The 26,516-nt window shown below is 60.5% G+C and carries 24 protein-coding genes; 2 read left to right on the plus strand and 22 right to left on the minus strand.

Features of this window, described 5'->3' with window-relative positions; genetic code table 11:
• Positions 1-69: 69 nt before the first annotated feature.
• From I8E17_RS25570 to I8E17_RS25595, 6 genes are all read right to left on the minus strand, one after another.
• The gene (locus I8E17_RS25570; protein WP_069610136.1) at positions 70-1,302 is read right to left on the minus strand and encodes an extracellular solute-binding protein; all 1,233 of its coding nucleotides are present in this window, start codon (positions 1,300-1,302) and stop codon (positions 70-72) included.
• 99 nt (positions 1,303-1,401) lie between these two features.
• Positions 1,402-2,169 carry an SDR family NAD(P)-dependent oxidoreductase gene (locus I8E17_RS25575; protein WP_069610137.1) on the minus strand — a complete coding sequence of 256 codons (768 nt, stop codon included), beginning with the start codon at positions 2,167-2,169 and terminating at the stop codon, positions 1,402-1,404.
• 13 nt (positions 2,170-2,182) lie between these two features.
• On the minus strand, positions 2,183-2,947 hold the full coding sequence (locus tag I8E17_RS25580; RefSeq protein WP_069610138.1) for a glucose 1-dehydrogenase: 765 nt from the start codon (positions 2,945-2,947) through the stop codon (positions 2,183-2,185).
• The gene (locus tag I8E17_RS25585; protein WP_069610139.1) at positions 2,947-3,792 is read right to left on the minus strand and encodes an ABC transporter permease; all 846 of its coding nucleotides are present in this window, start codon (positions 3,790-3,792) and stop codon (positions 2,947-2,949) included. The genes I8E17_RS25580 and I8E17_RS25585 overlap by 1 nt, the downstream gene beginning before the upstream one ends.
• 2 nt (positions 3,793-3,794) lie before the next feature.
• Entirely contained in the window at positions 3,795-4,694 is a 900-nt protein-coding gene (locus tag I8E17_RS25590; RefSeq protein ID WP_069610140.1) for an ABC transporter permease, read from the minus strand.
• Between the two features lie 48 nt (positions 4,695-4,742).
• The gene (locus I8E17_RS25595; protein ID WP_069610141.1) at positions 4,743-5,816 is read right to left on the minus strand and encodes an ABC transporter ATP-binding protein; all 1,074 of its coding nucleotides are present in this window, start codon (positions 5,814-5,816) and stop codon (positions 4,743-4,745) included.
• Between the two features lie 553 nt (positions 5,817-6,369).
• Between I8E17_RS25595 and I8E17_RS25600 the strand changes: the two genes are divergently transcribed.
• Positions 6,370-7,380: a GntR family transcriptional regulator gene (locus tag I8E17_RS25600; RefSeq protein ID WP_069610142.1), complete on the plus strand. Its 1,011-nt coding sequence runs from the start codon at positions 6,370-6,372 to the stop codon at positions 7,378-7,380.
• Between the two features lie 75 nt (positions 7,381-7,455).
• Here the strand turns inward: I8E17_RS25600 and I8E17_RS25605 are convergent, their stop codons facing one another.
• The 5 genes from I8E17_RS25605 to I8E17_RS25625 are packed head-to-tail and all read right to left on the minus strand — an operon-like array spanning position 7,456 to position 11,709.
• A complete protein-coding gene (locus I8E17_RS25605; RefSeq protein ID WP_069610143.1) occupies positions 7,456-8,427 on the minus strand; it encodes a biotin-dependent carboxyltransferase family protein in 972 nt (323 codons plus the stop codon).
• Positions 8,417-9,292 carry a carboxyltransferase domain-containing protein gene (locus tag I8E17_RS25610; RefSeq protein ID WP_069610144.1) on the minus strand — a complete coding sequence of 292 codons (876 nt, stop codon included), beginning with the start codon at positions 9,290-9,292 and terminating at the stop codon, positions 8,417-8,419. The genes I8E17_RS25605 and I8E17_RS25610 overlap by 11 nt, the downstream gene beginning before the upstream one ends.
• Entirely contained in the window at positions 9,292-10,677 is a 1,386-nt protein-coding gene (locus I8E17_RS25615; RefSeq protein WP_069610145.1) for an acetyl-CoA carboxylase biotin carboxylase subunit, read from the minus strand. The genes I8E17_RS25610 and I8E17_RS25615 overlap by 1 nt, the downstream gene beginning before the upstream one ends.
• Positions 10,674-10,916, minus strand: a complete 243-nt coding sequence (locus I8E17_RS25620) for an acetyl-CoA carboxylase (protein ID WP_069610146.1) — start codon at positions 10,914-10,916, stop codon at positions 10,674-10,676. The genes I8E17_RS25615 and I8E17_RS25620 overlap by 4 nt, the downstream gene beginning before the upstream one ends.
• Positions 10,903-11,709 (minus strand): 5-oxoprolinase subunit PxpA, encoded by an 807-nt coding sequence (locus I8E17_RS25625; RefSeq protein WP_069610147.1) that lies wholly within the window; start codon positions 11,707-11,709, stop codon positions 10,903-10,905. Before I8E17_RS25625 ends, I8E17_RS25620 begins: the two co-directional genes overlap by 14 nt.
• Positions 11,710-11,967: 258 nt before the next feature.
• Here I8E17_RS25625 and I8E17_RS25630 point away from each other — a divergent pair, with 258 nt between their 5' ends.
• A complete protein-coding gene (locus I8E17_RS25630) occupies positions 11,968-12,876 on the plus strand; it encodes a LysR family transcriptional regulator (protein ID WP_069610148.1) in 909 nt (302 codons plus the stop codon).
• Positions 12,877-12,960: 84 nt separating this feature from the next.
• On the opposite strand, the gene I8E17_RS25635 is transcribed toward I8E17_RS25630, so the two are convergent.
• The 11 genes from I8E17_RS25635 to I8E17_RS25685 form a co-directional block, all read right to left on the minus strand.
• Complete coding sequence (locus I8E17_RS25635; protein ID WP_069610149.1) at positions 12,961-14,697, minus strand: pilus assembly protein TadG-related protein; 1,737 nt, start codon at positions 14,695-14,697, stop codon at positions 12,961-12,963.
• A complete protein-coding gene (locus I8E17_RS25640; protein WP_069610150.1) occupies positions 14,697-15,119 on the minus strand; it encodes a TadE/TadG family type IV pilus assembly protein in 423 nt (140 codons plus the stop codon). Before I8E17_RS25640 ends, I8E17_RS25635 begins: the two co-directional genes overlap by 1 nt.
• Before the next feature lie 148 nt (positions 15,120-15,267).
• Entirely contained in the window at positions 15,268-15,432 is a 165-nt protein-coding gene (locus I8E17_RS25645) for a hypothetical protein (RefSeq protein ID WP_229002162.1), read from the minus strand.
• A complete protein-coding gene (locus tag I8E17_RS25650; protein WP_069610151.1) occupies positions 15,433-15,642 on the minus strand; it encodes a hypothetical protein in 210 nt (69 codons plus the stop codon).
• Between the two features lie 73 nt (positions 15,643-15,715).
• The gene (locus tag I8E17_RS25655) at positions 15,716-16,516 is read right to left on the minus strand and encodes an ABC transporter permease (RefSeq protein WP_069610152.1); all 801 of its coding nucleotides are present in this window, start codon (positions 16,514-16,516) and stop codon (positions 15,716-15,718) included.
• Positions 16,513-17,367 carry an ABC transporter permease gene (locus tag I8E17_RS25660; protein ID WP_069610153.1) on the minus strand — a complete coding sequence of 285 codons (855 nt, stop codon included), beginning with the start codon at positions 17,365-17,367 and terminating at the stop codon, positions 16,513-16,515. Before I8E17_RS25660 ends, I8E17_RS25655 begins: the two co-directional genes overlap by 4 nt.
• Positions 17,368-17,459: 92 nt before the next feature.
• Positions 17,460-18,632, minus strand: coding sequence for a substrate-binding domain-containing protein (locus I8E17_RS25665; protein ID WP_069610154.1), 1,173 nt, complete (start codon positions 18,630-18,632; stop codon positions 17,460-17,462).
• 48 nt (positions 18,633-18,680) lie between these two features.
• Positions 18,681-19,778: an ABC transporter ATP-binding protein gene (locus I8E17_RS25670; RefSeq protein ID WP_069610155.1), complete on the minus strand. Its 1,098-nt coding sequence runs from the start codon at positions 19,776-19,778 to the stop codon at positions 18,681-18,683.
• A gap of 1 nt (position 19,779) precedes the next feature.
• The gene (locus tag I8E17_RS25675) at positions 19,780-21,843 is read right to left on the minus strand and encodes a hydantoinase/oxoprolinase family protein (RefSeq protein ID WP_069610156.1); all 2,064 of its coding nucleotides are present in this window, start codon (positions 21,841-21,843) and stop codon (positions 19,780-19,782) included.
• Positions 21,840-23,534 carry a hydantoinase B/oxoprolinase family protein gene (locus tag I8E17_RS25680; RefSeq protein ID WP_069610157.1) on the minus strand — a complete coding sequence of 565 codons (1,695 nt, stop codon included), beginning with the start codon at positions 23,532-23,534 and terminating at the stop codon, positions 21,840-21,842. The genes I8E17_RS25675 and I8E17_RS25680 overlap by 4 nt, the downstream gene beginning before the upstream one ends.
• Positions 23,535-23,632: 98 nt before the next feature.
• Positions 23,633-26,200, minus strand: coding sequence for a LuxR C-terminal-related transcriptional regulator (locus I8E17_RS25685; protein WP_229002163.1), 2,568 nt, complete (start codon positions 26,198-26,200; stop codon positions 23,633-23,635).
• Between the last annotated feature and the right edge of the window lie 316 nt (positions 26,201-26,516).

Here is a 26,516-nt window from a genome sequence, read left to right on the forward strand (position 1 = left end):
CCGGGCGTGGACGAGGAGGCGGACATCGCCTCCCCGCGCGGCATGGGATAGCTGGCGGCAGCCATCGGATCAGGCATTGAGGAATTCATCCCACTTCTGGACGAGATGGTCGTATTCATCCGGCCACTGGTGCCAGTAGGCAACGTTCTTGGCGCGTTCCGCCAGCGAGCCGCCGTCGCGCAGGTCGCCTTCCTTGATGCCGCGCTCGGCAGCACCGACCCAAGGCTTGCCCTCGTACCAGAAGGCATATTTCTCCGGCGCCATGACCTTCTGGATATTGGTCGACGGCGAATAATAGCCCTGTTCCGAAACGGTGATGCCGGGCTCGCCCGAGAGCCAGTAATCGGCATAGGCGATCACGGCTTCCTTGTTCGGCGTGCCTGCGATCATCGACGGGCCGATCGCCCAGCCGCGATAGCCTTCCTTCGGCACGGCATATTTGCATGCCTTGCCCTGGGCTTTGACCGCCATGACAGCCGGCTGCCAGGCGTCGCAAACGACCATCTCGCCCGATGCCATCAGGTTGACCAGCTCGCCGAAGTCACCCCACAGAGCGCGGAACTGCCCGTCCTTCTTCTTCGAAACGAGGAACTTCGCCGCCTCGTCGATCTCGGCCGTGCTCGGATTGCCGGGATTCTTGACGTTCAGAAGGCCAAGCGTGTTCATGGCCATGATCGCCTGACCGAAGGCGATCAGCGGATCGGTATTGAGGCCGGACTTGCCCTTCCACTTCGGATCGAAGATCGCCGACCATGTATTGGCTTCCTCGGCGGAGAGAACGTCCGGATTGTAGCCGATGGAATCGTAATTGTAGACCGCAGGCACCATGTTCAGCGTGGTCTTGGCATCATCGGCCCAGATCTGGCCGACGATCTGTTGCTTCGGCTCCCACTTGTCGGAAGGCGTGGTGAAGGTATCGCGGATATTGGCCCAGTTCTTCAAGGAGGCGGCCGGAACCGGCTCGACATTGTTGGTCATGACGATCGAGGGCAGGCGCTCACCGATGATCTCCCAGCAATCGTAATCCTTGGAGCCGGACAGGATCTTGGTCTGTGCGTCCGGAAAGGTCGCCGCAGTACCCGAGGTCTGGCCGACGCCGCTCACCTTGCGGAATTCATCAAGGATACGCTCCTGGACCGTGACCGAGAGACCGATGGTGCGCAACTGTTCCTTGGCAAGGTTCGCAGCCTGGGCGTAGGCCGATCGCGACGACAGAAAAGGCGTTCCGCCCCCGATCGCGAGCGCCATCGCGCCGGCGGAGTGCTTCAACAGAGAGCGTCTGTTCATTTCCACTTTGGACATTTTTGTTCTCCAGTGCTGATTGCTGTTCCCTTGTGCCCTTTGCAGGCCTGCTTCATTGCCGTATCGCCCTTGACCCGGTCGTTGCCGGGACGATGGCGATCAGTACCGCCCCACAAGGAGGCCGCCATCCACGACCAGAACCTGGCCGGTTATGTATCTCGCGCCCTTCGAGGCGAGGAATGCGATCACGTCGGCGATGTCTTCCGGTTCACCCAGCCGGCCCATCGGAATGAACTCGGCTGCCTTCTCCGCGCCTGCGGGGCCGAGCGAATTTTCTTCCGAAAGAAGCTGGGCTGTACGAATGTAGCCCGGCGCAATGCCGTTGACCCTGATGCCGTCCTTCGCCAGCTCGACGGCGAGCCCGCGCACCAATCCCACGACACCGGATTTCGCCGCCGAATAATGGACATGCTCGTCCCAGCCATAGGCGACGCCCATGATCGAGGAGAGCGCGATGATGCTGCCCGATCCGCGGGCACGCATGCCGGGTACCGCGGCACGCACCAGCTTGAAGATGCCCTTCAGGTCGACATCCATGGTCAGGTCCCACTTGTCGTCGGTGAGATTGTCGAGCGGTGTCCGATGGGCGATGCCGGCGTTGGCAACGATGACGTCAATCTTGCCGAAGCGCGCTTCGACATCGGCGACAAGCTGGTTCGCGGCATCCGTCGATCGGACGTCGTAGAGATGGAATTCGGCAGAGCCGCCAGCGGCGAGAATATCGCGAACGGTCTGCTCGCCTTCCTCCTCGAGGATATCGGTGACGACGACATGGTCACCGAGCGCTGCAAACGCCTTTGCTGTCGCTTGGCCGATACCGATGCCCGCGCCCGTGACGATGACGACTCGTTTCTCTAAATTGTCCATCTGCTTGTCTCCTTCAGAGCATCACATCGCCGGAATTCGGCCCGAGCGTCTGGCCGACGAAAAGGCTCGCTGCCGGCGAGGCCAGAAACGCCACGGTCGCCGCTACCTCCTCGGACTCGCCGAAGCGGCCGAGCGGCAGTTCGCGCTTCTTGCGTTCGCGCCATTCCTCGGAAAGACCCCGCACCAGCGGCGTGTTGATTGGCCCCGGCGCTACGGCGTTGACCCGCACCCCGCGGCTGGAAACCTCGCGGGCGAGCGCCTTGGTCATGCCGATGATCGCCGCCTTGGCGCCGGAATAGTGAACCAGCTCGACACCGCCGATCTGCCCGAGCTGGGAGGCGACGTTGACGATGACGCCCTCGCCGCGTGCCAGCATCGACGGGATGACGGCCTTGGTCATCAGGAAGGTGCCGCGCACATGCACCGCAAACATCCGGTCGAAATCCTCAAGCTCGAGGTTTTCGAATGCCGCCTGATGCGCAATACCGGCATTGTTGACGAGAAGGGCGACGTCGCCGTGCGAGGCCTTGGCAGCAGCATGGATCGCCGCCACATCCTCGGGCCGTGCTACGTCGCCGGCGATCGCGGTCGCCGCACCGCCCGCCTTGGTGATTTCCGAGGCAACAGTCTCGGCCCGCTCGCCCGAGAGGTCGTTGACCAGAACCGCATAGCCGTCCGCGGCAAGGCGCAGCGCAATGGCGCGGCCGATCCCAGAGCCGGCACCGGTGACGATGGCAGAGAGGGGAGCAGAGATCGGAACGGAAACCTTCTCAGCCATCACGCGTCCTCCTGGATGCGGACGCGCTTGGCGCGCCTGACCGACAGACCCATCAGGATCGCGTAGGTGCCGAGAAGCGCGAAGGAAAACAGCGTGGTCAGCACCCCGAAAGCGAAAACGTTCGGATGCACCTCGACGGAGAAGGTGCCGTAGATGGCAAGCGGCAGCGTCAGCTCGCGGCCGGAAGCAAACAGGGTGCGCGAGAACTCGTCATAGGAGAGCGTGAAGGCAAAGAGCATGGCCGAAAGCACGCCCGGGAAGATCAGCGGAAAAGTGACCTTGCGGAAGGTACGAGCCGGCGTGACGCCGAGCGACCAGGAGGCCTCCTCCATGCTCGGATCGAACCTGTTGAAGATGGCGAGCATGACGAGGAAAGCAAAGGGGAAGGTGTAGACGACATGCAGGACGAAGGCGGTGCTCCACCAGTGCCGGTCGATCCCGAAGGCGTTGGCGACAAGCGCCATGCCGAGACCGACAAGCACGCCCGGCACCATCATGCCGAGAACGATCAGATAGAAGGCGACGCCCGAGCCGCGGAACTTGCGGCGAAAGGCCTGGGCGGACATGACGCCGAGCACCGTCGAAACGATCATGGTCATCAGCGCCAGAAAAAGCGAGCGGATCAGCGCCTGATCGATCGGCAACGGTGCGATGCGCGAGGGCGGCGTCAGACCGAAGAGATGCCGATACCAATAGGTCGACCATTCGATGATCGGAAATTGCGGACCGCCCTCTGGACCGGTCTGAAACGACAGGATCGCCAGGACGACGAGCGGTCCGTAGAGGAAGATCAAAAAGAGGGTCGTATAGACACCCAGGCCAAGCTTGATGCCGCCGGCATTCATGATCAGAGCTCCTTTCTGAGGTCGACGACCTTGAGCAGGGCTGCGACGACAGCCCCCATGATGATCGTCAGGACAACACCGGCGACCGCGGCAAAGGCCCATTTCAGCGAGCCGACCTGGGTGACGATGATATTGCCGAGCAGATTGACCTTGCGGCCGGACAGGGCGGCGGACGTTGCGAATTCGCCGAGAACCATGACGGAGACGAAGATCGCACCGACCACTACACCCGGCATGGACAGCGGCAGGATGATCGTGCGGAAGATGCGCCAGAAGCCGGCACCGAGATCCTGCGCCGCCTCGATGACCGAAGCGTCGATACGGCCCATCATGAAGGCGATCGGCCCGACCATGAAGACGCAGTAGATCTGTGTCATGCCGATGATGACGGACAGCTCCGAAAACAGCAGCACTTCTATCGGCTGCTGCACGATACCGAGCTTCATCAGGATCATGTTGATGGCGCCTTCGGTGCCGAGCATCGGCCGCCAGGCAAGCACGCGGATGAGGAAGGAGGTCCAGAACGGGATGACGCAGAGCACCAGAAGCACCGTCTGCAGCGTCTTGTTCTTGATGAGAAGCCCGACGAAGAGTGCCGCTGGATAGCCGACGATCAATGTCGACACCAGCACAAGCAGCCAGATGCGGATCGTCGTCCAGAGCGCACCGAGATAGGTGGGGCTCGTCAGGAAGGTGATCCAGCTCTGCAACGTCAGTGCCGGCTCGATCTTGAAGGTCGTCTGCGTCCAGAAGGAAACATAGACCATCATCAGCATCGGCAGGACGAGGAAGGCAATCATCCAGATCATGCCCGGCGCCAGAAGCCAGAATGTCTTGCTCGATCTCCGGCGCACGGTTGCGCCTTCCTGCACGGCTTCCTCTGATGTCGCGACCATGGTCATCTCTCGCTCTCCTTGGAGGGTCCGGCGGAAGGGTTGGAAAAAGTCACGTCAGCCGAAGACAAGGGCATCCTCCTTCTTCCAGACGAGCGCATAGCGATCCTTTTCGACAAAGGCCGGCGGGCGGGCATGGCTCAGATGAGATTCGACCTCGAAGACATCACCGCCATCGAGCGCAAAGAAGGAATTGACCGCCGCACCGGAATATTCGCTGGCGATGAAATCCGCCTCGATGCGCACTTCGTCAACCGAGAGCACCGCATCGCGGGGGCGGATCGAAACGCGGTCGTAGCGGATCGCATAAGCCGGCTGCGGCGCTTTTCGCCGCGATCCGTTCAGAGGGAAGCGGCCGGCCGGTCCGACGAAAGCATCCTCGACGACATTGCCGGCAAAGAGATTGTAGCAATTGAGAAAGCGGGCGACCGAGGCCGTTGCCGGACTGTTGTAGACCACATCCGAGGCGGCGGCCTGCGCGATGCGACCGCGATCGAGCACGAGCACTAGATCTCCCATCGCCAAAGCTTCGCTCTCGCTGCCGGTGACATGCAGGAAGGTCACGCCGCAGCGCTCGCGGATGATCTTGAGCTCGCTGCGCATGCGACTACGCAGATTGGCGTCGAGCGCACCGAGCGGTTCGTCCAGCAGCACCATCTTCGGCTCCGTCACCAATGTGCGTGCCAGGGCGACGCGCTGGCGCTGGCCGCCGGAAATCTGCGTGACGGCGCGGTCGTCAAATCCCTTGAGACCGACCAGCGACAGCATGTCCTGAACCCGCTTTGCCAGGATGCGCGCGTCCGTCACCGGACCGACCTTGCGGTTGCGCAGGCCGAAGGCAACGTTCTCGGCAACGGAAAGATGCGGAAAAAGAGCGAAGTTCTGAAAAACGAAGCCGATGCCGCGATCATGCGGCTCGACGCCATCGAGCCGTTTGCCATGGAAGAGGATCGAGCCGGCATCCGGCTCCTCGAAGCCGGCAATGACGCGCAGCAGCGTCGTCTTGCCGGAGCCGCTCGGGCCAAGCAGCGAGATATAGGCATTGTCGGGCAAAGAGAAATCTATCCTGTCCAGCGCGGATGCCGCGCCATAGGACTTGGTGATTTGGCTGAGCTGAAGAACGGTCGACACCGAATTCCCACCAGTTTCAAGGCAAGGACCATCCTTCGGGCAGAGCTCCGCCTTCGCCCGGATCACAAGTATCCGAACCTTCAGACGTCTGCCTGCGTTCGCGCATGATCACATGCGCGTCAAAGAGATGTTCCTTGGCGTTTCAAAGAGTTCCACCTGCGGCGCTTCTGACGAGCACCTTGATGCTGGGAGCATTGCATAAATGATTTTTGTATTCAATAGACTTTTTCATGAAAATGTCGAACCCAGAAATACCAGTTAAACGACGGTGATCGGCGGAAGGTGGCGATGTTGGCAGGCACCCCCGCCTTCGCGTAGAATTGGCGACGAAGCAGGCATTACGGGCGCCAGAGCGTGACGCGCCGTACCAGGATACCATTCAGAAAATGGCGCCAATCGCGACGCCATGGGTCAACAGCCAGCAGAAAGAGATTCACTGCACTCGTTCGCAAAAACATATTTTGTATTCAATAGTCATTTATTTTTGCGCTATGTTAGAATTACAAAACGCGTAAGAGTGAGGCATCAGAACGACGTGAGTCCATTGCATCAGATGACCGAAAACCGTGCGCGCCCCAATGCGCAAAAGCGCTACGAGATCGCCGAGGATGTTCTGCGTGGCAATATCGAGGACAATACGCTGCCGCAGGGCGTGGTGCTGCTCGAAGGACCAATCGCCGATATCCTGCAGATTTCGCGCGCGCCCGTGCAAAGGGCGCTGCAGACGCTGGAGAGCGAAGGGCTGGTGCATCGCTTCAACGGACGCGGCTATCTGGTCGGTCCCGCCGGTCACGGCATCGAGCCGAAGCGCACCGATATCAAGACCCTCGGCCTGACCATTCCGCGGCACGCAGACGAAGCCTTGCAGAGCCGCGCCTCCTGGGAACGCATCTACAATACCGTCGAGGCCGATGTCGCCGGCTGCGTCGTCTTCGGCCAGTACCGCATCATCGAGATCGAGCTCGCCGACCATTTCAACGTCAGCCGCACCGTCGTCCGCGATGTGCTGACGCGCCTGCGCGAGCGTGGCCTCGTGCGCAAGAACCAGTCGTCGCACTGGATCGCCGGCCCGCTGACGGCGCAGATGATCAAGGATCATTACGGCCTGCGCGGCATGCTGGAACCGCAGGCGCTGGTCGCTGGCGCGAGCCGGGTTGATCGGGAACGGCTGAATGATCTGTTTCTGCGCCTTTCCGATCTCGAACGGCACGAACCGGCGGATCATCTTGCGGCGCTGGAAGCCATCCATGCCGACTTCATCGACATCTGCATCCTTGCGACGCCGAACGAGCGGCTGAAGGAATCCATCCGCAACAACCTGCTGCCCGTCACGGCGACGGAGCGATTGCTGCGGCGCCTCGGGCTGCCCGGAGATCCCGCCATCATCACGGAGCTCCGCCTGATCGCGGAACTGTTGCTGCGCGGCGCCGTCAAGGCGGCGGCAGCGATGATGGAGAACCATCTCGAGGCCTCCGTCGACCGCACGATCGCACAGATGAAGATCGTCGCGATCATCCCGGGCCCCGGCGTGACGGCTGCTTATCTCACCCGCGTTCTCGAGTAAGATGCAGGCGATCCCTGACCTATGCCAGCTATGCCGGAAATGCGGGATCGAAGGGGCAGCCATCCGCTTGATCCCTTACGCCAGAGCAGCACGAAGGCGCGCAAGCAATGCTTGCCGGCCCACCCGCGCCGCCAGCGCCTGATCCATGGAGACCTCCACGAATTGCGTCGGAGTATGCGGCTGCAATTGCGCGATCAGATCCATGTCGGCCGAGATCACCGTTCCCAGCATGAAATAACCGCCGCCGGAGACGGCATCGCGATGCAGGATGATCGGCTCCGTTCCGCCCGGCACCTGGATCGAGCCATAGGGATAGCAGCTGTCGACGATATTCGACGGATCCGAGCCTGCACCGAAGGGCTGCTTGCGCTCGACGAATTCGAGCTTGCGGCCGCCGCGGAAGCGATACCCCATGCGATCAGCCTCCGGCGCTACCTTCCATTGGTCGGCAAAGAAGTTGCTCTTCGTTTCCTCTGTCAACCGATCCCAATAGAGCCCCGGCAGAACCCGGAGCTCCGCCGGTGTACCAGGCTTGCGGCGCAGCTCCTCGGCAATGGATAGCCCCTCGTTCTTCATGGAACCGGAGCCAACGGGAAGCTCATCTCCGGCAGCGATAGCCTTACCATTCAGGCCGCCGAGGGCGCCGATCACATAGGTCGACCGGCTGCCCAACGCTTCGGGAACATCGATGCCGCCCGACACCGCAATGCAGATCCGCGCCCCGGACTTCAGAAAGTCGAAGCTTACGGTCTGCCCTGCCCTGACCTTGAGTGCCGTCCATCCCGGTTGCAGCTCGCCGTCGATCCTGACGGGCATGTCGGCGCCGGTAACCGCAATCAGCGCATCGTCGAGAAATTCGAGCTTGGGCCCCATGAAGACGGCTTCGAGCCCGGCCGCACCCTCATCATTGCCGACGAGAAGATTTGCCGCCCGCATGGCGTAACGGTCCATGGCGCCGCCAACGGGAATGCCGAGATGGAAATAGCCGGGCCGTCCGAGATCCTGAATCGTGGTGGAAAGGCCATGATGAAGAACCTTAATGGCCATGCAGCGCGCCCTCCAGCCTGGCGTTGTAGCCGTCTATATCGGCCTGGTATTGCCTTAGATCGAAACTGACGTCGCGGATCGGCGGCGCGAAGCGGCCCCTGTCGACATCCTCGACCGCCTGGTCATACCCGTCGCGATCGATCGGCCGGAACTTCACGATGTCGCCCGGACGGAAGAACACCATGAAATCGCGGAGATAGCTCGTCGTTTGCGTGGGGTCGAAGATCGGCATCGGCGTGATGCCGAACATCTGGTAGCCGCCCGCCCCCCGGACCGAATAGATGCAGCCGAAGCAGCCGCCGTGTCCCACAGTCAACCGTGGCGTGTCGGTTCGCGGGCGCAGATATTTCGGCACCTCGATCTGCCGCTGCCGCTCCACCATCTGATACATGAACGGCAGGCCGGCAACGAAGCCGACCATCGAGACGAACCAGGGCGAGCCGGCATGAGCCGAAATGAAGCCCTCGACCGCATCATAGCCATTGATCCTGGCAGCGTAGTCGAGATCGGTCCCCGTCGGCTCCTGATGCCGCTCGCGGAAGCGCATCAGCGTCTCATGCGTCCAGGGATCATTGTAGAAAACAGGGATTTCGACGATGCGGGTGGTAATGACGGGCTCGGCCTTTTCGGCGGCGCCCTCGATCGCCTTGACCTCGTGCAAGAGATCGTTCGGCTTGATTATGTCGGGATCGAACTTGATCTGGAAGGAGGCGTTGGCAGGGCAGATTTCGGTGATACCTTTGATAGCGCTCTCGCGCACCCCCTTGGCCATCGACAGGCTCTTGAAGAAGGCTTCGAGGGACATCTCGTCGCTGCATTCGACGAAGAGATGTTCGTCACCTCCGAACGTAAAGCGAGCAGGCATCAGGCAACCTCCGCCGATACGCCGTCAACCGCGGGAAAATCGGTCTCCAGCCAGGATTCGAGAAAACGCGTGTGGAATGCGCCCTTACGCACGGAGGGATCGCGGGCGAGAGCGAGGTGCAGGGGAATCGTCGTCGGCAAGCCCTTGATCGTCAGACTGGAAAGGGCGGCGACCAGCCTGTCGAGGCAGGCATCGCGATCCTCGGCCCAGACGATGAGCTTGCCGAGCAGGGAATCGTAGAAGGGCGGCACGGTATAGCCGGCGTAGAGCATCGTATCGAAGCGGATGCCTTCGCCTTCCGGAATCGAGAGCCGCGTCACAGTGCCGGGCGCCGGCAGAAAGTCCCTGGCCGGGTCTTCGGCATTGATCCGGCACTCGATGGCGTGCCCGCGTGCCCGAATATCGGATTGCGAGAGCGACAAGGGAGCGCCACCGGCCACCCTGAACATCTCCTGCACCAGATCGATGCCGGTAATCATTTCAGTTACCGGATGCTCGACCTGGATGCGGGTATTCACTTCGATGAAATAGAACTGCCTGCTATCCTCATCGTACAGATATTCGACGGTGCCTGCGCCGCGATAACCAACTTCCGCCGCGAGGGCAACGGCGCTGGCGCAAAGGCGCTGTCTAATGTCATCAGGCAGCATGGAGGCCTGCGCTTCCTCCCAAACCTTCTGGCGGCGACGTTGCAGCGAGCATTCGCGCTCGGAACAATGCACGAAGTTCCGCCCATCGCCGAAAATCTGCACCTCGATGTGGCGGGCGCGGGTGATGACCTTCTCCATGTAGAGGCCGCCATCGCCGAAAGCGGCCGCCGCCTCCGCCGAGGCAAGCGGAAACTGCTCTCTGAGTTCGGCGAGCGACTGCACGATACGTATGCCACGTCCACCGCCGCCGGCTGCCGCCTTGATCATGACGGGAAAGCCGATGCGTTCGGCAATCGCCTCTGCAGCCGCAAAATCCGCCACGCGACCATCACTTCCCGGTACTGTCGGGACACCGGCCTGTTTCGCAATCTCGCGGGCTGCCACCTTGTCGCCGAGCAGCCGGATCGCCTCACCGCTCGGCCCGATGAAGATCATGCCCGCCGCCTCGACAGCATCGGCGAAATCTCCGTTTTCGGAGAGAAACCCATAGCCCGGATGAACGGCATCCACGCCCGCCGACCGCGCTGCCGAGACGATGGCATCGATGTTTAAATAGGATTTCTTTGGAGCCGGCGAGCCGATATTGATTGCCTCGTCCGCAAGCTTGACCGCCAGCATGTCGGCATCAGCGGCACTATGAACCTGCACGGTGCGGATGCCGAGCGCTTTGGCAGCCCTGATAATCCTGACGGCGATTTCGCCGCGATTGGCAATGAGGACCGAGCGGATCGTCATGGGTCCACCTCCGCTATGATCTGGCCGGCCATGACGGGCTCTTCATTATCGACAAGAAAGGTGATGTTCTTGCCATCGAGCCCAGCAGGGATCTGCTGGAAGGTTTTCATGACCTCGATAAGACCGATCGTATCGCTGGCCACAACGGCATCGCCATCGGCCTTGAAGGGAGGCGTGTCCGGAGAAGAAGCCCGATAGAAGGTTCCCGGAAGGGGTGATCTGATCTCAAGCTTGCTCATGGGACCTCCGCGCTGCGTCGCTGTTCAAAATCTGTGAAACGGGTGCAATTTCTATGCCTTCGGCAATGAGGGCCTCGCGCATGTGCCGCACGATATCGAGCGCACCCAAAGTATCGGAATGAAAGCAGATGGAATCGAAGGCGATCGGAATATCCGCACCGTTGACGGTACGCACGACGCCTTCGGTGCAAGCTCTCACGACCTTGCGCGCAATTGCCTTTGGATCAGGGCGGCCGGCGTCCCTGGTAAAGACGATCCAGCCCGTATCACCGTAGTCGCGATCGGCATAGAACTCGCGCACGATAGGTTGGCCCGCCTCCTGCGCAGCAAGGCAGGTTGCCGAGCCATCCATGCAGAACACGAACATGTTCGGCGCGACCGTGCGCATATATTGTATGAATATCTGCGAGAGATCGGCGTTCGCCGCCAATTCCATATAGAGAGCGCCATGCGGCTTCACATGCTGCACGGGCACGCCATAGCGTCTGGCAAACTCGCGCAGCGCACCGACCTGGTAGATCAGGTCGTTGACGATCTCGCGGCTGGTACCGTTGATCTTGCGCCGCCCGAAGCCCTGGAGATCATTGTAGCCGGGATGAGCACCGACGCCGACACCGTGGGCCGCTGCCAGCCGCACGGTCTCGTCCATGAGGTTGGGATCGCCGGCGTGAAACCCGGTGGCGATATTGGCCGAACTGATGAGTGAGATAAGCTCCTCGTCACGCGCATCGCCGATCCGCCATCGGCCGAAGGCCTCCCCCATGTCGCAATTGATATCGACAACTTCCTTCAAATGCCTTCCCTCGCACCTGCGCCCCAACGGGACCGACATGTGAACGCTAGAGACAAAGGCGGCCTTTGAAAAATACAATTTTCAAATCCCTGATATCTGATAAACTGATATCTATGCTTAAAATTGCGCCATGAAATATCTTGTAATATCAATTATATATTAAAATTGCGCACGCTTTTGTCGAAAACAAGCTCGCTTTAGATCCATGAAATCTGAATCGCAGTAGATGTTTTCAGATAAATAGATAGGAAGAACATCATGAGCTTGAGCCTGCGGCAGCTTCGCTACTTCGTCGCGACGGCGGAATATGGACAGATCTCGCACGCGGCCGTCAGCCTGTCGATCTCCCAATCTGCCGTCACCGCGGCGATCAAGGATCTCGAACTTACCGTCGGCGTCTCTCTGTTCAACCGTACGCCACAGGGCATGGACCTGACCACGGCAGGCCGGCAATTCCTGTCCCATGCCTATGAAATTCTGGCCAAAGTCGACGAGGCGACCCATCTCAACCTCGTCAGCAGCGACATCGAAGGCGAGCTCGTCGTTGCCGCGACCTATACCGTTATTGGCTATTTCCTGCCGATGCATATCGAGCGTATCCGCCGCCTCTATCCGAAGCTGAAAATCCAGCTCTACGAGGTCAATCGCGAGTCAATCGAGGAAGGCTTGCTGACCAACCGCTACGACATTTCGGTCTTGCTGACCTCGAACATCCTCAATCCGATGCTGACGACCGAGACGCTTCTGAGTTCGGTCAGGCGTCTCTGGCTGCCGGCCGGTCACGAGCTGCAGCGTCGCGACGGCATCGGTCTGCGTGAAATCGCCGAGGAACCCTACATCATGCTGACGGTCGATGAGGCGGCACATTCTTCGCTGCGCTACTGGAGCCGAAGCCCCTATCAACCAAAGGTGCTCCTGCGGACCAGTTCGATCGAAGCCGTCAGATCGATGGTGGCGAACGGCCTCGGCGTCGCTATTTTGTCGGATATGGTGCACCGCCCCTGGTCGCTTGAGGGAAGGCGCATCGAGACCGTAAACATCCAGGATCCGGTTCCCCCCATGGATGTGGGGCTCGCGTGGCGAGCGAATGTCGAGTTCAGCCAGCCAATGCTCGCCTTCAGGCGTTATTTCCAGCAGGCATACAGCCTGCCGGGTACGAATTCCTGATCCGATCGGTTGGCAATCCAGCTCCTCGTTCGAGGCACAACTGGATTTAGAGCGCGCGGCTCGACCATAGGCGCCGCGAAACCATTACTGTACCAGCACAGGCTGTGTGCATCTTGCGTCGGTAACGCTCACGTCGGCTTGACCGATACCAAGCCCGAGAAGGCCGAGTAGACCGTACAGAACCTGATCGAGCGGCGCCGTCACGACCGATAGCGTATCGGCAACGGCTGAAAGCACCCCCGACGGCGTTCCAATGGTCAAAATGAGCAATTGGATGGTGATGGTCGCGTTTTTCAGAAGCGACGAGACCGTGGACGTCAGGACGGTACTGGTGGAAACCGTCTTGATCGTACCTGCCGAGATCTCCGAAGGCTGAAAGTTCAATCGTGTCGGGCTCATATTGGCGATATCGACCTGCGCACCCGCTATCACTTTGAGAAGAAGGGAATCGATGATCGCAGCCGGCGTTACCCGCGGCTCGGAGCCAAAGTTTACGAAAGCAGACGTATTGACGTCACCAAGATCTACCTCGGCAACACCGGGCACCGCGTCTATCCCGACGACCGCGTTCGGCATGGCGCCGCCGACACAGGTGATCGAGGCAAGCTTGGCTTCCGCGGGAGCAAGCTCGATATAGAGCGGAACCCTAAGCTTCAACCCGGCGATCAGGGACAGGCCGGTGACGGCCACTTCGAGCGCGGCACGGACTTGCGGCGTGCGAACGATCGTGCCCGGAGCGCCCACGGCAAGGGCCGGCGTCTGCCGGGACATTTCCCCGATCGCCAGCGTCAGCTTTGCGGTCGCGACGCCTGGCAGAGCGGCCCCGAGATCGATCGCGATCTGTCTTTGCTGGTTGGCAGCCATTCCGGTCGCCGAGATCAGATCCAGCACGTTCATGGTGGCCGTCAGATTGGGGGAGGTGCCGACGACATTGCTCCCCAACGGACCGAGATTGACGATATCCTGCAACTTGACGGTCAGCTTCGTTGTGCCAAGCGTCTTGCCGAGATTGTTGATGAGGGTGACGACTCCGGTCGAAAGATTGGTCGACTTGCCAAGAGCGCCGAGAATCTTGTCATAGGTGACGTCAGTTGCCAGAAGCTCGTTATAGCTCACGCCGGTAAGCTTGAGATCCGTAGCCAGCAGATTGAGAAAGCTCAGAAGATTGACATTCGCGCTGACAAGCGACTGATAATCGGCGACTTTGAGAGAGATTTGCGTTCCCAGCAACGTGCCAAGGAGCTGGTTCAGAATACCGCCATTGAGGCTCGCAAGCCGCGATCCCACCGAAAAGGCAGCCAGGCGCTCGCTGGACGCGGTGCCCGTCGCGCTCAAGGTCGGCGGCGTGGCAAAGGCGGAAGCGAAAGGCATCACCGCCTTTTGGGTCAATGTCACCTTGACGGAATCGTACGGCGAGGTTCCCGTAGAGGAGAAGCGGTTTGCAAGCGGGATCGATGCATCCGCCGTGTAGGTGCCGAGGACCAGATTGGCCATGGTTTCATATTGACCGGAGTTGGCCGCAGCTGCGGTGACGAGCCCGTTGCTCGTCATATAGTTGCTGCCGGAGGCAACTGCCGCGGTCGTGCCATTGCTCTGGAGATTGTTCAGAAGCGCAGTGCGCGCATTTGCGATATCGGAAGCAGCCGATATTGCGCCGATGTCGCTCAATTGCTGCAGGCGCCGTTGCTGCAGCGTCATCATGCCGTAATCGATGCCGAGGCCAAGGCAATAGACAATGAGGGGCGAGACGAGCGCAGTCGTGATGGCGACGTTTCCTCGCCTGTCCCGCAGAGAAGCGAGCTTAACGAGAAGCCGCTGCATCAGAGACCTCCGAGCCGGATGGTCGAATAGCGGCGGATGGTCTGATCCGGCATCGCAAAGGTATAGAGGTTCCAGATCGGAAGATCCGACGCGTCATAGCTGGCGCTGACCGTGAATTGATTGACATTGGTCGGGTCGGTGGCGACGGTTATCGTCAACTTGCTCTTGTCGATGAAAGCGTCGTTGATCGTCGAATTGGTGACGAAGCTTTGAACCAACTGGCTTCGCTCGTCCGCCGACAACCCGGCGATTGCCGTGCGGGCAGCGTCGGCCGTCAATTGCTGCAGCGAATGAGCGGCGGTAAGATAGATGGCAAAGGCAATCAGCGTGAGAAGCAGAAGGAAAAAAAGCGGCGCGATGAGAGCGAATTCGACTGCTGCGGCGCCCTCTTTCTCCCTGTTGAAATGAGAAACACGATACATGGTCCTGTCTCCTTCAATCGACCTTCATCTGCGCGATGACAGTCGAGGAGACCTTAGACTTCGGACGTTAATTTTATATTTCTAAATAAGATATTTTCTAATATTATTTATATCTTAAAGATATCGAATACTTAACCAAATCATTATTTCACTGGGGAATACCTGTCTTGGCAAAATTCCGAGCATGAAAAGCTTGCCAAACAGAATATTGGCACCATGACCTTCCATTTGCAGTCGATGGAAATCTGTCCTTTCCAACCGCCGCGCCTTCGACAGCGCCGGCCTGTTGGATGCCCAGATCAACAGCAGACATCTACTTCTTCTTCGGCACCAGATCCCAGCCGCCCTGAATGTTTCTCACGAAACGGCAGTTTCCTTTGTAATAGGTGACGGCGCCTGTCCGATCCACCTTGATAGACGTCGGCAGCAATTGCGTCGCCGCCTTCAGCCGCTCGACCATGTCAAGCGCCTCCTGCCTCTTTCCCGCGCGGATCAGCGCCATCAGTTTCGACTCTTGTTTCATCCTCTATACTCCCGTTGATGGAGGTCTAAGGGCGGGCGGAACTTGCGACCTGTCAGTCCTATTTGCATATCGATCACCCCACTCGGCGTTGCATGAGCAGCGAACGCAGTGCCGCGGCCACCACACAGACGCTGGAAACAAGGAAGATTGCGCCGGACATCGCATAGATTGTCGGCGACGCACCGGCATTCATCTTGCCGAACAGCACGACCGGCAAGGTGTTCTGGCGGCCTGCCAGATAGAAGGCGCGTGTGAATTCGTTAAGGGACAGCAGGAACGAAAAGATGAAAGCACTGACGAGACCCGGTCGGATCAATGGCAGGGTAATATCCCAAAACTGCCGGAAGCGTCCGGCACCGAGATCGTCCGCCGCCATCAGGTAGGTCCGCTTGACCGCGGCAAAGCTCGTCAGGATGACGATAAAGGCGAAGGGCATTGCCCATAGAAGATGGCCGGCAATGACAGTCAAAGCCGATGCCTTCACACCGGCGCGGCTGATCACCGTCGATAACGCCAGCCCCTGGATGACGCCCGGTACGAACATCGGCAGCAGCACAGTCAAAAACCACAGGCTGCGTCCGCGATGAAGCTCGCGATGCGCCAGCGCCGCGCCGAGCGACAGCAGCGTCGCAATGACAGCCGTCGTAAGCGCAATGGCGATCGACTGGCCGAGCGCGGCGACGAGCGCGCTTTCGGAACCGAGTGCAAGGTACCATTTCAGGGTGATGTCGGAGAAATGCGGCAGCCCCGGCTGCAGTGCAGGATTGAACGAGACACCGAGCAGGTAAAGCGGCGGCGCATAGATCACCATGAGGCCGAAGATGGTCAGCGCCCAGATGACGATGCGCGGGGTCGTTCCTTCCCTGACGATCATTGGCCTCGCTCCTCGAATAGCGAGGAGAGGCCGAACAGGGCATCCCCGATCAGCACCAGCCCAAAGACGATGACGAGCATCAGCGTCGAAATCGCAAAGGCGAGCGGAAAATTGGCAACGCGCATGACGTCGTTGATCATCACCGAGACGATTGAAGCGCCGGCGCCGCCGAGCATCTGCACCTCCGTCGAGGAGCCGGCAACCATGACGAAGACGAACAGGAAGCCGGCGAAGAGGCCGGAATAGGTCAGCGGCAGCAATACCGTGCGGACCATCGTCCAGAATCCGGCACCGAGATCGCGCGACGCCGCCAGCGCGATCGGATCGACGCGGCGCATGGAAAGCAGGATGGGGAAGGTTGCGAACGGCAGGTAGGAGGCGATCAGTCCGACAATGACAGCAAAATCGCTGAACAGCAGCCAGTCGAGCGGCGCATCGGTGATGCCGGCCTGCTGCAGAAGCGTGTTGATGACACCAGTGCGGCCGAGCAGCAGCCGCCAGGAGAAGGAGCGAATTAGATAGGACGTGAAAAACGGAATGGTAAGCAGGGCCGCAAGCACGACAGACAGGGTGCGGCCGGCCAGGAAATACATCGCATAGGCGGTTGGATAGGCGATGACGAGGCAGATAACTGACGTCAGGAACGCCTTGCCAAGGGTGGACAGGAACACGCTCCAGCGCCCGGCCTCCAGAATGGCGCCGTAAGCGGCGAGGCTGAATTCCGGCTTGATCCAGTAGGTGGCGGAATCCCAGGCGCAGAAGCTCCAGACCACGACAAGAACGAGCGGCGCAAGGCCGAGCACGAGGATCGCCGCAAGCGGAGCAGCAAGCAATAGAACTCGTGTCTTCATCGTCTAACCCTCCTTTTCTCGGCGTTGATCCCATCGGCTCGGGGCCGGCCTGTCCTTCGACAGATGCGCCAGCCCCGGTCCATCACTTCAAATCAGGCGTTGCGCAACTTCTGCCACCACTCTTCGTAGAGTTGGAAATTGTCCGGGCGGCAATTCTGCCAGTAGACCTTTCCGGAGAACTTGGCCTTCACATGGTCGGCGAGCTTGGCGACGTCGTCGGCCTTGTATTCATCGGGATGAGCCTTGGCGTAAGCGAGGTTGTTGTCGGTCGGCACGAGATAGCCGCGCGCCTTGCCGAGCTCGCAACCGTAGAGGCCGGCAAGCAGGCCATCGACGAACTTATGGGCAACGTCGGCCTTGCCGCGCTCCGCGGCACCCTTCAGCAGTACCGTATTGTTGCCCCAGCCTTCGTAGCCTTCGACGGGAGCTGCATATTCCACTTGCAGCCCGCGCTTGCGGCCTTCATAGACGATCGGCTCCCAGCCGGTCATGGCATCGACTTCCTCGTTCGCCACCAGCTGCACGCCCTGTTCCCAGCCGTTCCAGAAAGTGCGGAACTGCCCATCCTTCTTGTGCTTGATCAGAAACTCCATGACGAGGCCGAGCTCGGATTCCGTCAGGTTGCCCGGCTCCTTGATCGGCTTGTTCTCAGCTTCCTTCAGATAGATGGCGGTGAAGATGGCACTGTTGATCCACGCATCTTCCATCGCGACGCGGCCCTTGAGCTTGGGGTCGAAGATGACACCGTAGCTGTCGACCTTGCCGAGCTTGTCGGGGCGATAAATGATGGAGTCGGCATTGACGACGGTGGGAATACCGTACTGCTTACCCTCATAGGTCAAGGTCGGGATATCCTTGGCCCATTGCCAGATGCCGGCGAAATTCGGGATCTTGGAGACGTCCCAGGGGGCAATCAGGCCCTGCTTGGCGAGTTCGCGCTCGGCGCCGCCCTGAAAGCCGCCGACATCGAAGAGATCGTTGGCATTGCCGGCGGCAAGGCGCGCGACCACCGGCCCGACATCGTTGCCGTTATCGGTAAACTCAGGCGAAACGCCACTTTGGCGAGTAAACTCCTGCCATTTGTCGCCGATATCGAGCGTGGCGGTGCCCCAGAATGCAACCGTAGCATCATCGGCCATGGCACTCGTTGCAGAAAGCCCGCCGACGGTGAGTGCGGCCGCACCCGCACCCATCAGCTTGAGCATGTCACGGCGCTGCATGTTACTCCTCAAGGCGGAGGAGACGAGATCATTGCTTTTGTTCATCGTGTCATTCCCTTCCCTCATTTTTAGCTTGTGTCGGCTATTCGGGTTCTACTCATCGCCTCCAGCCAGAGCCGGTATTCCGGAACGATCGATCAGGAGCGCAGCGCCCGGCTTCAGACACACGCGCACGCTTTCACCCGGCAAGGGCGGAGTTGCGTCCGCGCTAGTCGTTAACACCATGCGCTGGCTGTCGGCGAAAGCGAGCGTAACGTCATGGCTGAGTCCGCGATAGATGCTTTCAACAACCTTAAGTTCAATTATTTCGGCAGCCTCTTTGGCAGCCGGGGTCAGCTCAATTCGGTCTGGGCGGATTGCGACAAGCGCATCGGACGGAGGCGCCGCTCCGGAAAAGCTAGCACCGATGCGCTGTCCCGCAATCGTAACGAGAGCCCTGCCGTCCGAAACCGAAATGCTTTCGGGCCTGAGTAGCGTATCGATGCCGACAAAACGGGCAACGAAGGCATTGGCCGGTGCCTCGAAGAAGCGCGACGGCACGTCGGTCTGCTCAATCCGCCCCTTATGCATGACAGCCATCCGATCGGAAAGGCTGAGCGCCTCGTCCTGATTGTGGGTGACGAGGATAAAGGTAGCACCGGTACGCTTGTGAAGGCGGCCGAATTCGTCGCGCATCTGCTGGCGCAACCGCTCGTCAAGCCCGGTCAGAGGTTCGTCGAGCAGAAGAATGCCCGGTTCCATGACGAGCGCGCGAGCCAGCGCAACGCGCTGGCGCTGGCCGCCTGAGAGAAGATTGACGTCGCGATCCGCAAAACCCGAAAGTTCGACGAGGTCCAGTGCGCCATCGACCTTGCCTTTCAGGGCGGCACCGGACAACCCGCGCAGCTTCAGCCCATAGCCGATATTCTGGGCGACATTCATATGCGGAAAGAGCCCGAGCGACTGGAAAACGGTATTCACCGGCCGGCGGTTGGCCGGAACATCGGCCATGTCCCTTCCATCGAAAAGCACACGGCCCGAGGTGGGCTTGTCGAAGCCGCCGATCAGCTTCAGCAGAGAGCTCTTGCCGCAACCGGACGAGCCGAGCAGCGTAAAGAACTCCCCTGCCCTGATGTCGAGCGTCACGTCGTCGACGGCGCGCGTCGGCCCGTAATTTCTGACGATATGGTCGAGACCGATCGCTATCGCCATACTAGACGCGTCCCCCATCACATTCGCGGATGAGCAGCAAGCCTTCCTCGCTCACTTCCATTTCCTGTCCGGCAACAACCAGCGACGTCGCGGTTGCCTCCTCGATGATGAGCGGGCCGGCAATCCTCTCGGAAGACGGGAGCCGAGTGCGCTCGTAGACGGGGCAGGACACCCAACCGGTCGTTCCGCCGAAATAGACCTCGCGACGCCCCTTGAAGGCTGCATCCAGCGACCGGCCGGCGCCATCGAGTTTCGGAATGGCGATGACCGGGCCGTGGAGCACTGCCTCCAGATGGATCATGGTAATCTCGACCGGCGAACCGGGCAGACAGAAGGTATAGGCGCGCTCATGCGCGGCGTGGAAGCGTTCCGCAAAGCTTTCGGCATCGTCCTCCATTTCGAAGGGGGCGAAGACGCCGTGCTCCTGTCCGCGATACCGGGCTTCGACGCGGCAGGCGTAGCGTATCTCCGCCGCATCGCCTTTGGAGAAATATCTGACTGCCTCACGCTTCAGCTCGTCGAAGCGACGCTTCAGATTGCCGACGGCTTCAGGACCAAGGGGCGAGAACCACGTGCTGCGGAAATCGGCCCGTGGCTCCGCCGCCAGCATTCCCCAGGCCGAAAAGATGCCGGGATGCGGCGGCACCACAGTCATCTTAACGCCGAGATCGCGCCCGAGGCGGGCGGCAAGCGCCGGCCCCGCGCCCCCGGAAATGACGAAAGCGGCGTCGCGCGGATCGTGTCCGCGCTGGACGGTTACCAGCTTCAACGCGTTGATCATCGACGCATGCGCGATCTCGACGATCGCGAGCGCCGCATCCTCGACCGATAGCTCCATCGGCTTGGCAACCGTCGCGATTGCCGTCGCAGCTTTGGACTTGTCGAGCTGCATCTGGCCGCCGGCGAAGCTTGCCGGATCGAAGATGCCAAGCGTCAGCAAGGCATCGGATAGCGTCGGCTTGTCGCCGCCACGGCCATAGCAGGCAGGCCCGGGTGTCGAGCCAGCACTTTCCGGGCCGACGCAGAGCGCTCCGCGCTCGTCGATGCGCGCAATCGAGCCGCCGCCGGCGCCGATTTCGACGATATCGACCACCGGCACCTGCACCGGATAGCCGGGTGCGATGCGGGTGTGCTCGAGCTTGTATTCGCTGTCGAGCGTCGGGCGGCTATCGTGGATCAGCGAGCATTTCGCCGTCGTGCCACCGACGTCGAGCGACAGCACTTCGGATTCGCCAAGCACGGTGCCGATACGCGCGGCACCCGCCACACCGCCGGCCGGCCCGGATTCGACCAATGTCAGCGGGCTCATCTGCGCCTGATCGAAGGTGGAGATGCCGCCGTTCGACTGCATGGCATAATAGGGGCAGGTGAGATCGCGCTCGGTCAGCGCGCTTTCGAGCCGCGCAAAATAGCGCTTGATGATCGGCTGTACATATGCGTTAAGCACGGCCGTATTGGAGCGTTCATATTCCCGCCATTGACGGGAAACCTCATGGCTGGCGCAAACCGTGACATCCGGCAGCGCTTCGGCGATCGCCTTGGCACAGGCGATCTCATGCTCGGGATTGGCATAGCTGTGGAGGAAGACGACGGCGACCGCCTCGACCTTGCGAGCGCGGCATTCACGGACGATCGGCTCGATATCGCCAAGCTCGACGGGCGTCAGCACCCGGCCTTTGGCATCCATGCGTTCGCGCACCTCGAAGCGCAGGCTGCGCGGCACAAATGCTTCCGGGCTCTTGAACTGGAGATTGTAGAGATCGGGGCGATTGCCGCGGCCGATTTCCAAGACGTCGCGAAAGCCGGCGGTCGTCACGAGCGCAGTGCGGACGCCCTTTCGCTCCGTAATCGCGTTGATGACGGTTGTCCCGCCATGCGCGAAGAAAATCACGTCGCGCGCCGAAAGCCCGTCCTTCTTCTCGGCAAGCTCGATTGCCGCAAGCACACCTTCGGATTGGTCGTTAACGGTCGTCAGGCTCTTGGCGGTAAAGATCTCGCCCGTGCGCTCATCATAACCGACGAGGTCGGTAAAGGTACCGCCTACATCCGTCGCCAGTCTGATCATGACATCATACCTTCTTCATATCCATAGAGGCTGCGCGCCACCTCGCTGGTGATATAGCCATCTTCGACATCGCGGCGGACCTGTTCCCGTTCGCGAGCACGCGGGTCCCCCCAGCCGCCACCGCCGCCCGTGATGATCCGCACGAGATCGCCTCGGTTCAGCCCTATATGCGGCTCGCGGCCGAAATTACGGACCTTTCCGCCGCTCTCTTTCAGCTGCAGAAGATTGATGCTGCCGGATTTTCCACCTTCTATTCCCCAGGGAGGCGTGTCGGTCCGCCCAAAACTGCAATAGGCGGAAGCACCGTCTCCGAGGATTTCATAATCGCGAATGACACCGAAACCGCCGCGACGGCGGCCGGCACCAGATCCCCCTTCCACGTTCAACCCATAACGGCGCACGAGCAAGGGAAAGCGCGCTTCGATGACCTCGACGGAATAATTGTAGGTATCGCCATCGGTAAGCGCGATCAGCGCGTTGGCGCCATCGCCGTCCCTGCTCGCGCCCCAGCCGCCGTGTTGCGGCTCGATATGGATGAATGGCTGCCCCGCCTCGTCCTTGCCGGAAACATAGAGGACGCAGAGGCTTGTATAGGAACCGGCGGAAAAGCGCTCAGGCATAAGCTTTGCAAGGGCCTTCCAGACGAGTTCGGAAGCATGCACCGAACCCTCATAATACCAGCCCGTCGGAAAAGGCTTCTCGGCGGTGAAAACCGAACCCTTGGGCGCGATGACGGAGAGCGGCCGGAACCAGCCCTCATTGGAGGGTGCCTGTGGTCCGACCAGCGCCTTGAAGATGGTGCGCACCGCCGACTGCAGCGCGCCCGCCGCACAATTGATCGGGCCTGCGACGGCCGGCGGGCAACCGGTGAAATCCGCCGTCAGGCGATCTCCGGTAATCGTGACAGCAACCTTGACCGAAATAGGATCGGTAGTGACGCCATCGCCGTCAATGATATCTTCCGCCTCATAGATCCCGTCCGGCAATGCGGCTATGGCGGCGCGCGCCTGCTTCTCGCTGACCGACAGGAGGTGATTAAACGCGGCTTCGACGACATCGGTGCCATATTTCTGCGCAAGCTCGCCCATCCGGCGCGCAGCAACACGGACGGTCGCCACCTGAGCCGTGAGGTCGCCGATCGCGACTTCGGGCAGACGGACATTCTCGCGGATGATGCGCAGGACCTCGCCCGAGAAGCGATCGCTGCGCACCACTTTGACGCCCGGCAGCCTCAGTCCCTCTTGGAAGACGGAGGTGGCGTTCGGCGCAAGAGAACCTGGAACCGAGCCACCGACATCGAGATAATGGGCGACATTGATGGCATAGGCCAATATCCGGCCACCGAAGAAGATCGGCTTGACGATGGCGAAATCGCAGGCATGCGTGCCGCCGGAATAGGGATCGTTCGTAAGCAGGATGTCGCCATCTTCCAAATCATCGCCGTAGAGCGCGATCAGCGATTTGACCTGCGTGCCGAAGGTGCCGGTGAACAGGGTGATGCCGTTCATCTGCGCCACGAGTTCACCGTCACGGGTGAGGAGACCGCAGGCGAAATCAAGCACTTCGTAGATCACCGGGCTCATCGATGTCCTGGCCATGACCACGCCCATTTCGTCGACGGTGGCTGCCAGCTTGCCCTCGATAATCTCCTGCGTCACCGGATCGACGACGATCACGAATCTTCCCCTCATTACTATATTCGCACGCGTGCAGATTAGGTGTTTTTTCGTCCGTCGATAGCCTTCCCGATGGGTGGGCGGGCGCCTCAAAACCTACCCGAACGGGTAGGTTAGCGATCGAGCATGCCCTTTTGACGCGCTGCCGTCACGGCCGCAGTCCGTGTCGAGACATTGAGCTTCGCAAAGATATTGCGCAGGTGAAACTTGATCGTATTGTCGGACAAGGCCAGAATCCGGCCGATTTCCTTGTTGGAAAGCCCTGAACTCAACAGCTCCAACACCATGCGTTCCCGGCTGGTAAAGGCATAGCCGCCATCATCGGCGGCCGGTTCGTGCACCGTCTCACCACTCACGAGCAGAGACTGGAGACGCTTTCGAGGAACGTTTGCGACGGTTGGATGATTGGCGAGTGTGCGAAGCTCGCCCAGTCCCGCGGAGTGATCGAGATGAAGCAGCGCCCGGTAGTCGTCGAGGGGGGTCGTCAACACGAGATCGGAAAGGCTGGCGGCGGCGAGATCCGCGCGGCCTTCCGCCAGAAGGATCCCTATTTCGATGAGAGCAAGCTCGATCGCGCGCGGGACATGCGGACGTTGCGACTGACCCATCCTGAACTGATCAAAGACCTCGCGCGCCTTAACCTTTTCACCAAGAGCCAGGTAGGCGCGTGTCCAGAAGATCACCGGCGTGGCTCCGCGCAGATGGATGGCCAGCGCATTGGCGCGATCTGAAACGATTGCCTGCATGCCGAAGCCGTTGGCCTCGGCATGCCGGATTGCCTGATCGAGATCGCCAGATGCCATGAGCAGCATGGCGCGCTCGCCGTCAATCAATCGCGTGAGCCGATCGAAGCCGCGCCGCCGCGCCACGGCGCGAATGCGATCCATCGCCGCATGGGCGGCAAGCAGATCCTCGCGCATTCGCAGGACCCGTTGCTCGGCCATGAAGCCCGCAGCCAGAAGATCAAACCAGGTATCGTGAAGCTCAAGGTGAGGCAGCGCCCATCCGAGCATCTCCGCCGCTGGCTCCGCCTCGCCGCGCATCGACAGAACCTCGGCCTTCAACACCTGGCCGACGGCATCGAGATCACTGCCCGGACCGATATTGGTCTGCGCTTCGCTGATCAGCTCTTCATAGGCCGACAGAGCGCTCGCACAATCACCGGAGAGAAAGAAGGCCTGGCCGATATGGGTATAAAGGTGCATGGCGCCGAAATCGGCGCCACCGTCGCGAAAGGCGCGAATGGCCAGATGCCCGTAGTGCAACGCCCGGTCAAGCTCGCTACGGATCAGGAAATTATAGGAAAGCATGTTAAGAGCCAGCGCGCGATGAATGAGCTCCATTCCATCCGGCTGCCGCAAATCATCTTCAAGGGCGGAAAGATCGGCCGCCGTCGCCCAGTGATCCGTATAAAGCGCCAGAAGGATGCGCACGACGCGCAGGTCCTTTGCCAACGTCGGGTCTGCAGCCGCAGCCCGCTCGGCGATGACAAGATAATGATTGGCCGCAGCAAGCTGCGCCGCCTTGGCGTTGAAGATCGAGAGCCCAAGTGTCGCGAGCGGAAAGCGGACGAGATCGATTTCCGAGGCGCGTCCGCTCAAGGCCTGAAAGAGCGTCGCGCCGCCGCGGGTGGTGGCATAGACACGCCGCCAGCCCCCGGCTGTTTCGACGATGCGCGCGGCAAGATTGGCGTCGCCCGCCGCAAGCGCATGATGCACGGCCCGATCTATGTCGCCCTGCGCCTCAAACCAGTGGGCGGCACGATTGAGTGCAAGATTGGCATCGATACCCCTGCGGCTGGCGGTCTTCTTCAGGAACTCGTTGAAAACTGGATGAAACCGCATCCAGTTACCGGGGCCTGCCAGCAATGTGACCGGGAGCGCATAGTCGGCCAACCTCTCGCTGAGATCCGCCTGCTCTCTGCTTTCCAGCACGGCGTCGAGCAACGAATGATTGAAGGCCGGAAGGGCGGCCGTGCCGATGAGAAACTCACGTATGTCTTCAGGCAGATGTTCGAACACCTGCTCCGACAGGTAGGAGCCCATGTCAGCACCGCCGCCGTCGAACGAAGCCAAAATGCTGTCGCTCTCCTCCGATTCCGATAAGAGCAGGCTCACCATCTGCAGCGCGACCGCCCAGCCTTCGGTCCGGCGATTGAAGGAACCGACCTGCTCCTCTGTCAAATGAGTGCCCTTACCGGCGAACAGCTCTCCCGCTTCGGCATCGGTAAAGCCAAGCTCGGCGACACCGAACTGTTTGAACTCACCACGCAAGCGCAATGCGGAGAGCGGAAAGCGCGGCGGGCTGCGGCTGACCAGTACCAGCTTGACGTGTTCGAGCGAGAGGTCGGCGAGGATCTTCGCCATCAGCGCCTCGGTCGCATCCGTCTGGGCGAAATGATAATCGTCGAGAAAGGCGACGAGTGGCCCCTCGATCTTGCGCAGGCGCGTCGCCAGCACGGAAAGCAATGCCGCCGCAGGCAGGTTACCGGCGTCCGCGCCGTCCTCATGAAGCAGCGTCTGCAAGGCATCGATCAACGCGAGCAGAAAGGCTTCCTGATTGGTGTGTTCGGCATCGAGCGACACCCAGCAGAGCTTGACACCATCCTCCTTCAACAGCTCGTACCATTGGACGGCAAGGGAGGTCTTGCCATACCCGGCAGGTGCGACAATGGTCGTCAAACGGCGCAGTCCGGCCCGCCGGAGCTGCCGCAACAGGTCGCTACGTCTGATTGTTCGCTGCCCGCTTGATGGGGGAGCAAATCGATTCTGTCCACTCATGGGGCGGGATGATGCTGTCTTGGCCGGCAGTTTGCAACCCACGCGAAAACGTTTGCAAAGCCGGGTTTTCCCAGCTTTCGAAAGACGGCGCCTTACAGGCAGTGGTTGATGCCCCACTAGATTGCAACGGCATAGCTGAAGCTTTCCGGAATAAGTGTCGCCAGGGCTGGAGGTGACTTCCGCCGCCCTGTGAATGCGCTCGAACGGACAAAATTTT

The sequence above is a fragment of the Rhizobium sp. AB2/73 genome, assembly GCF_020871915.1.
GTDB classification, from domain to species: Bacteria; Pseudomonadota; Alphaproteobacteria; order Rhizobiales; family Rhizobiaceae; genus Rhizobium; species Rhizobium dioscoreae.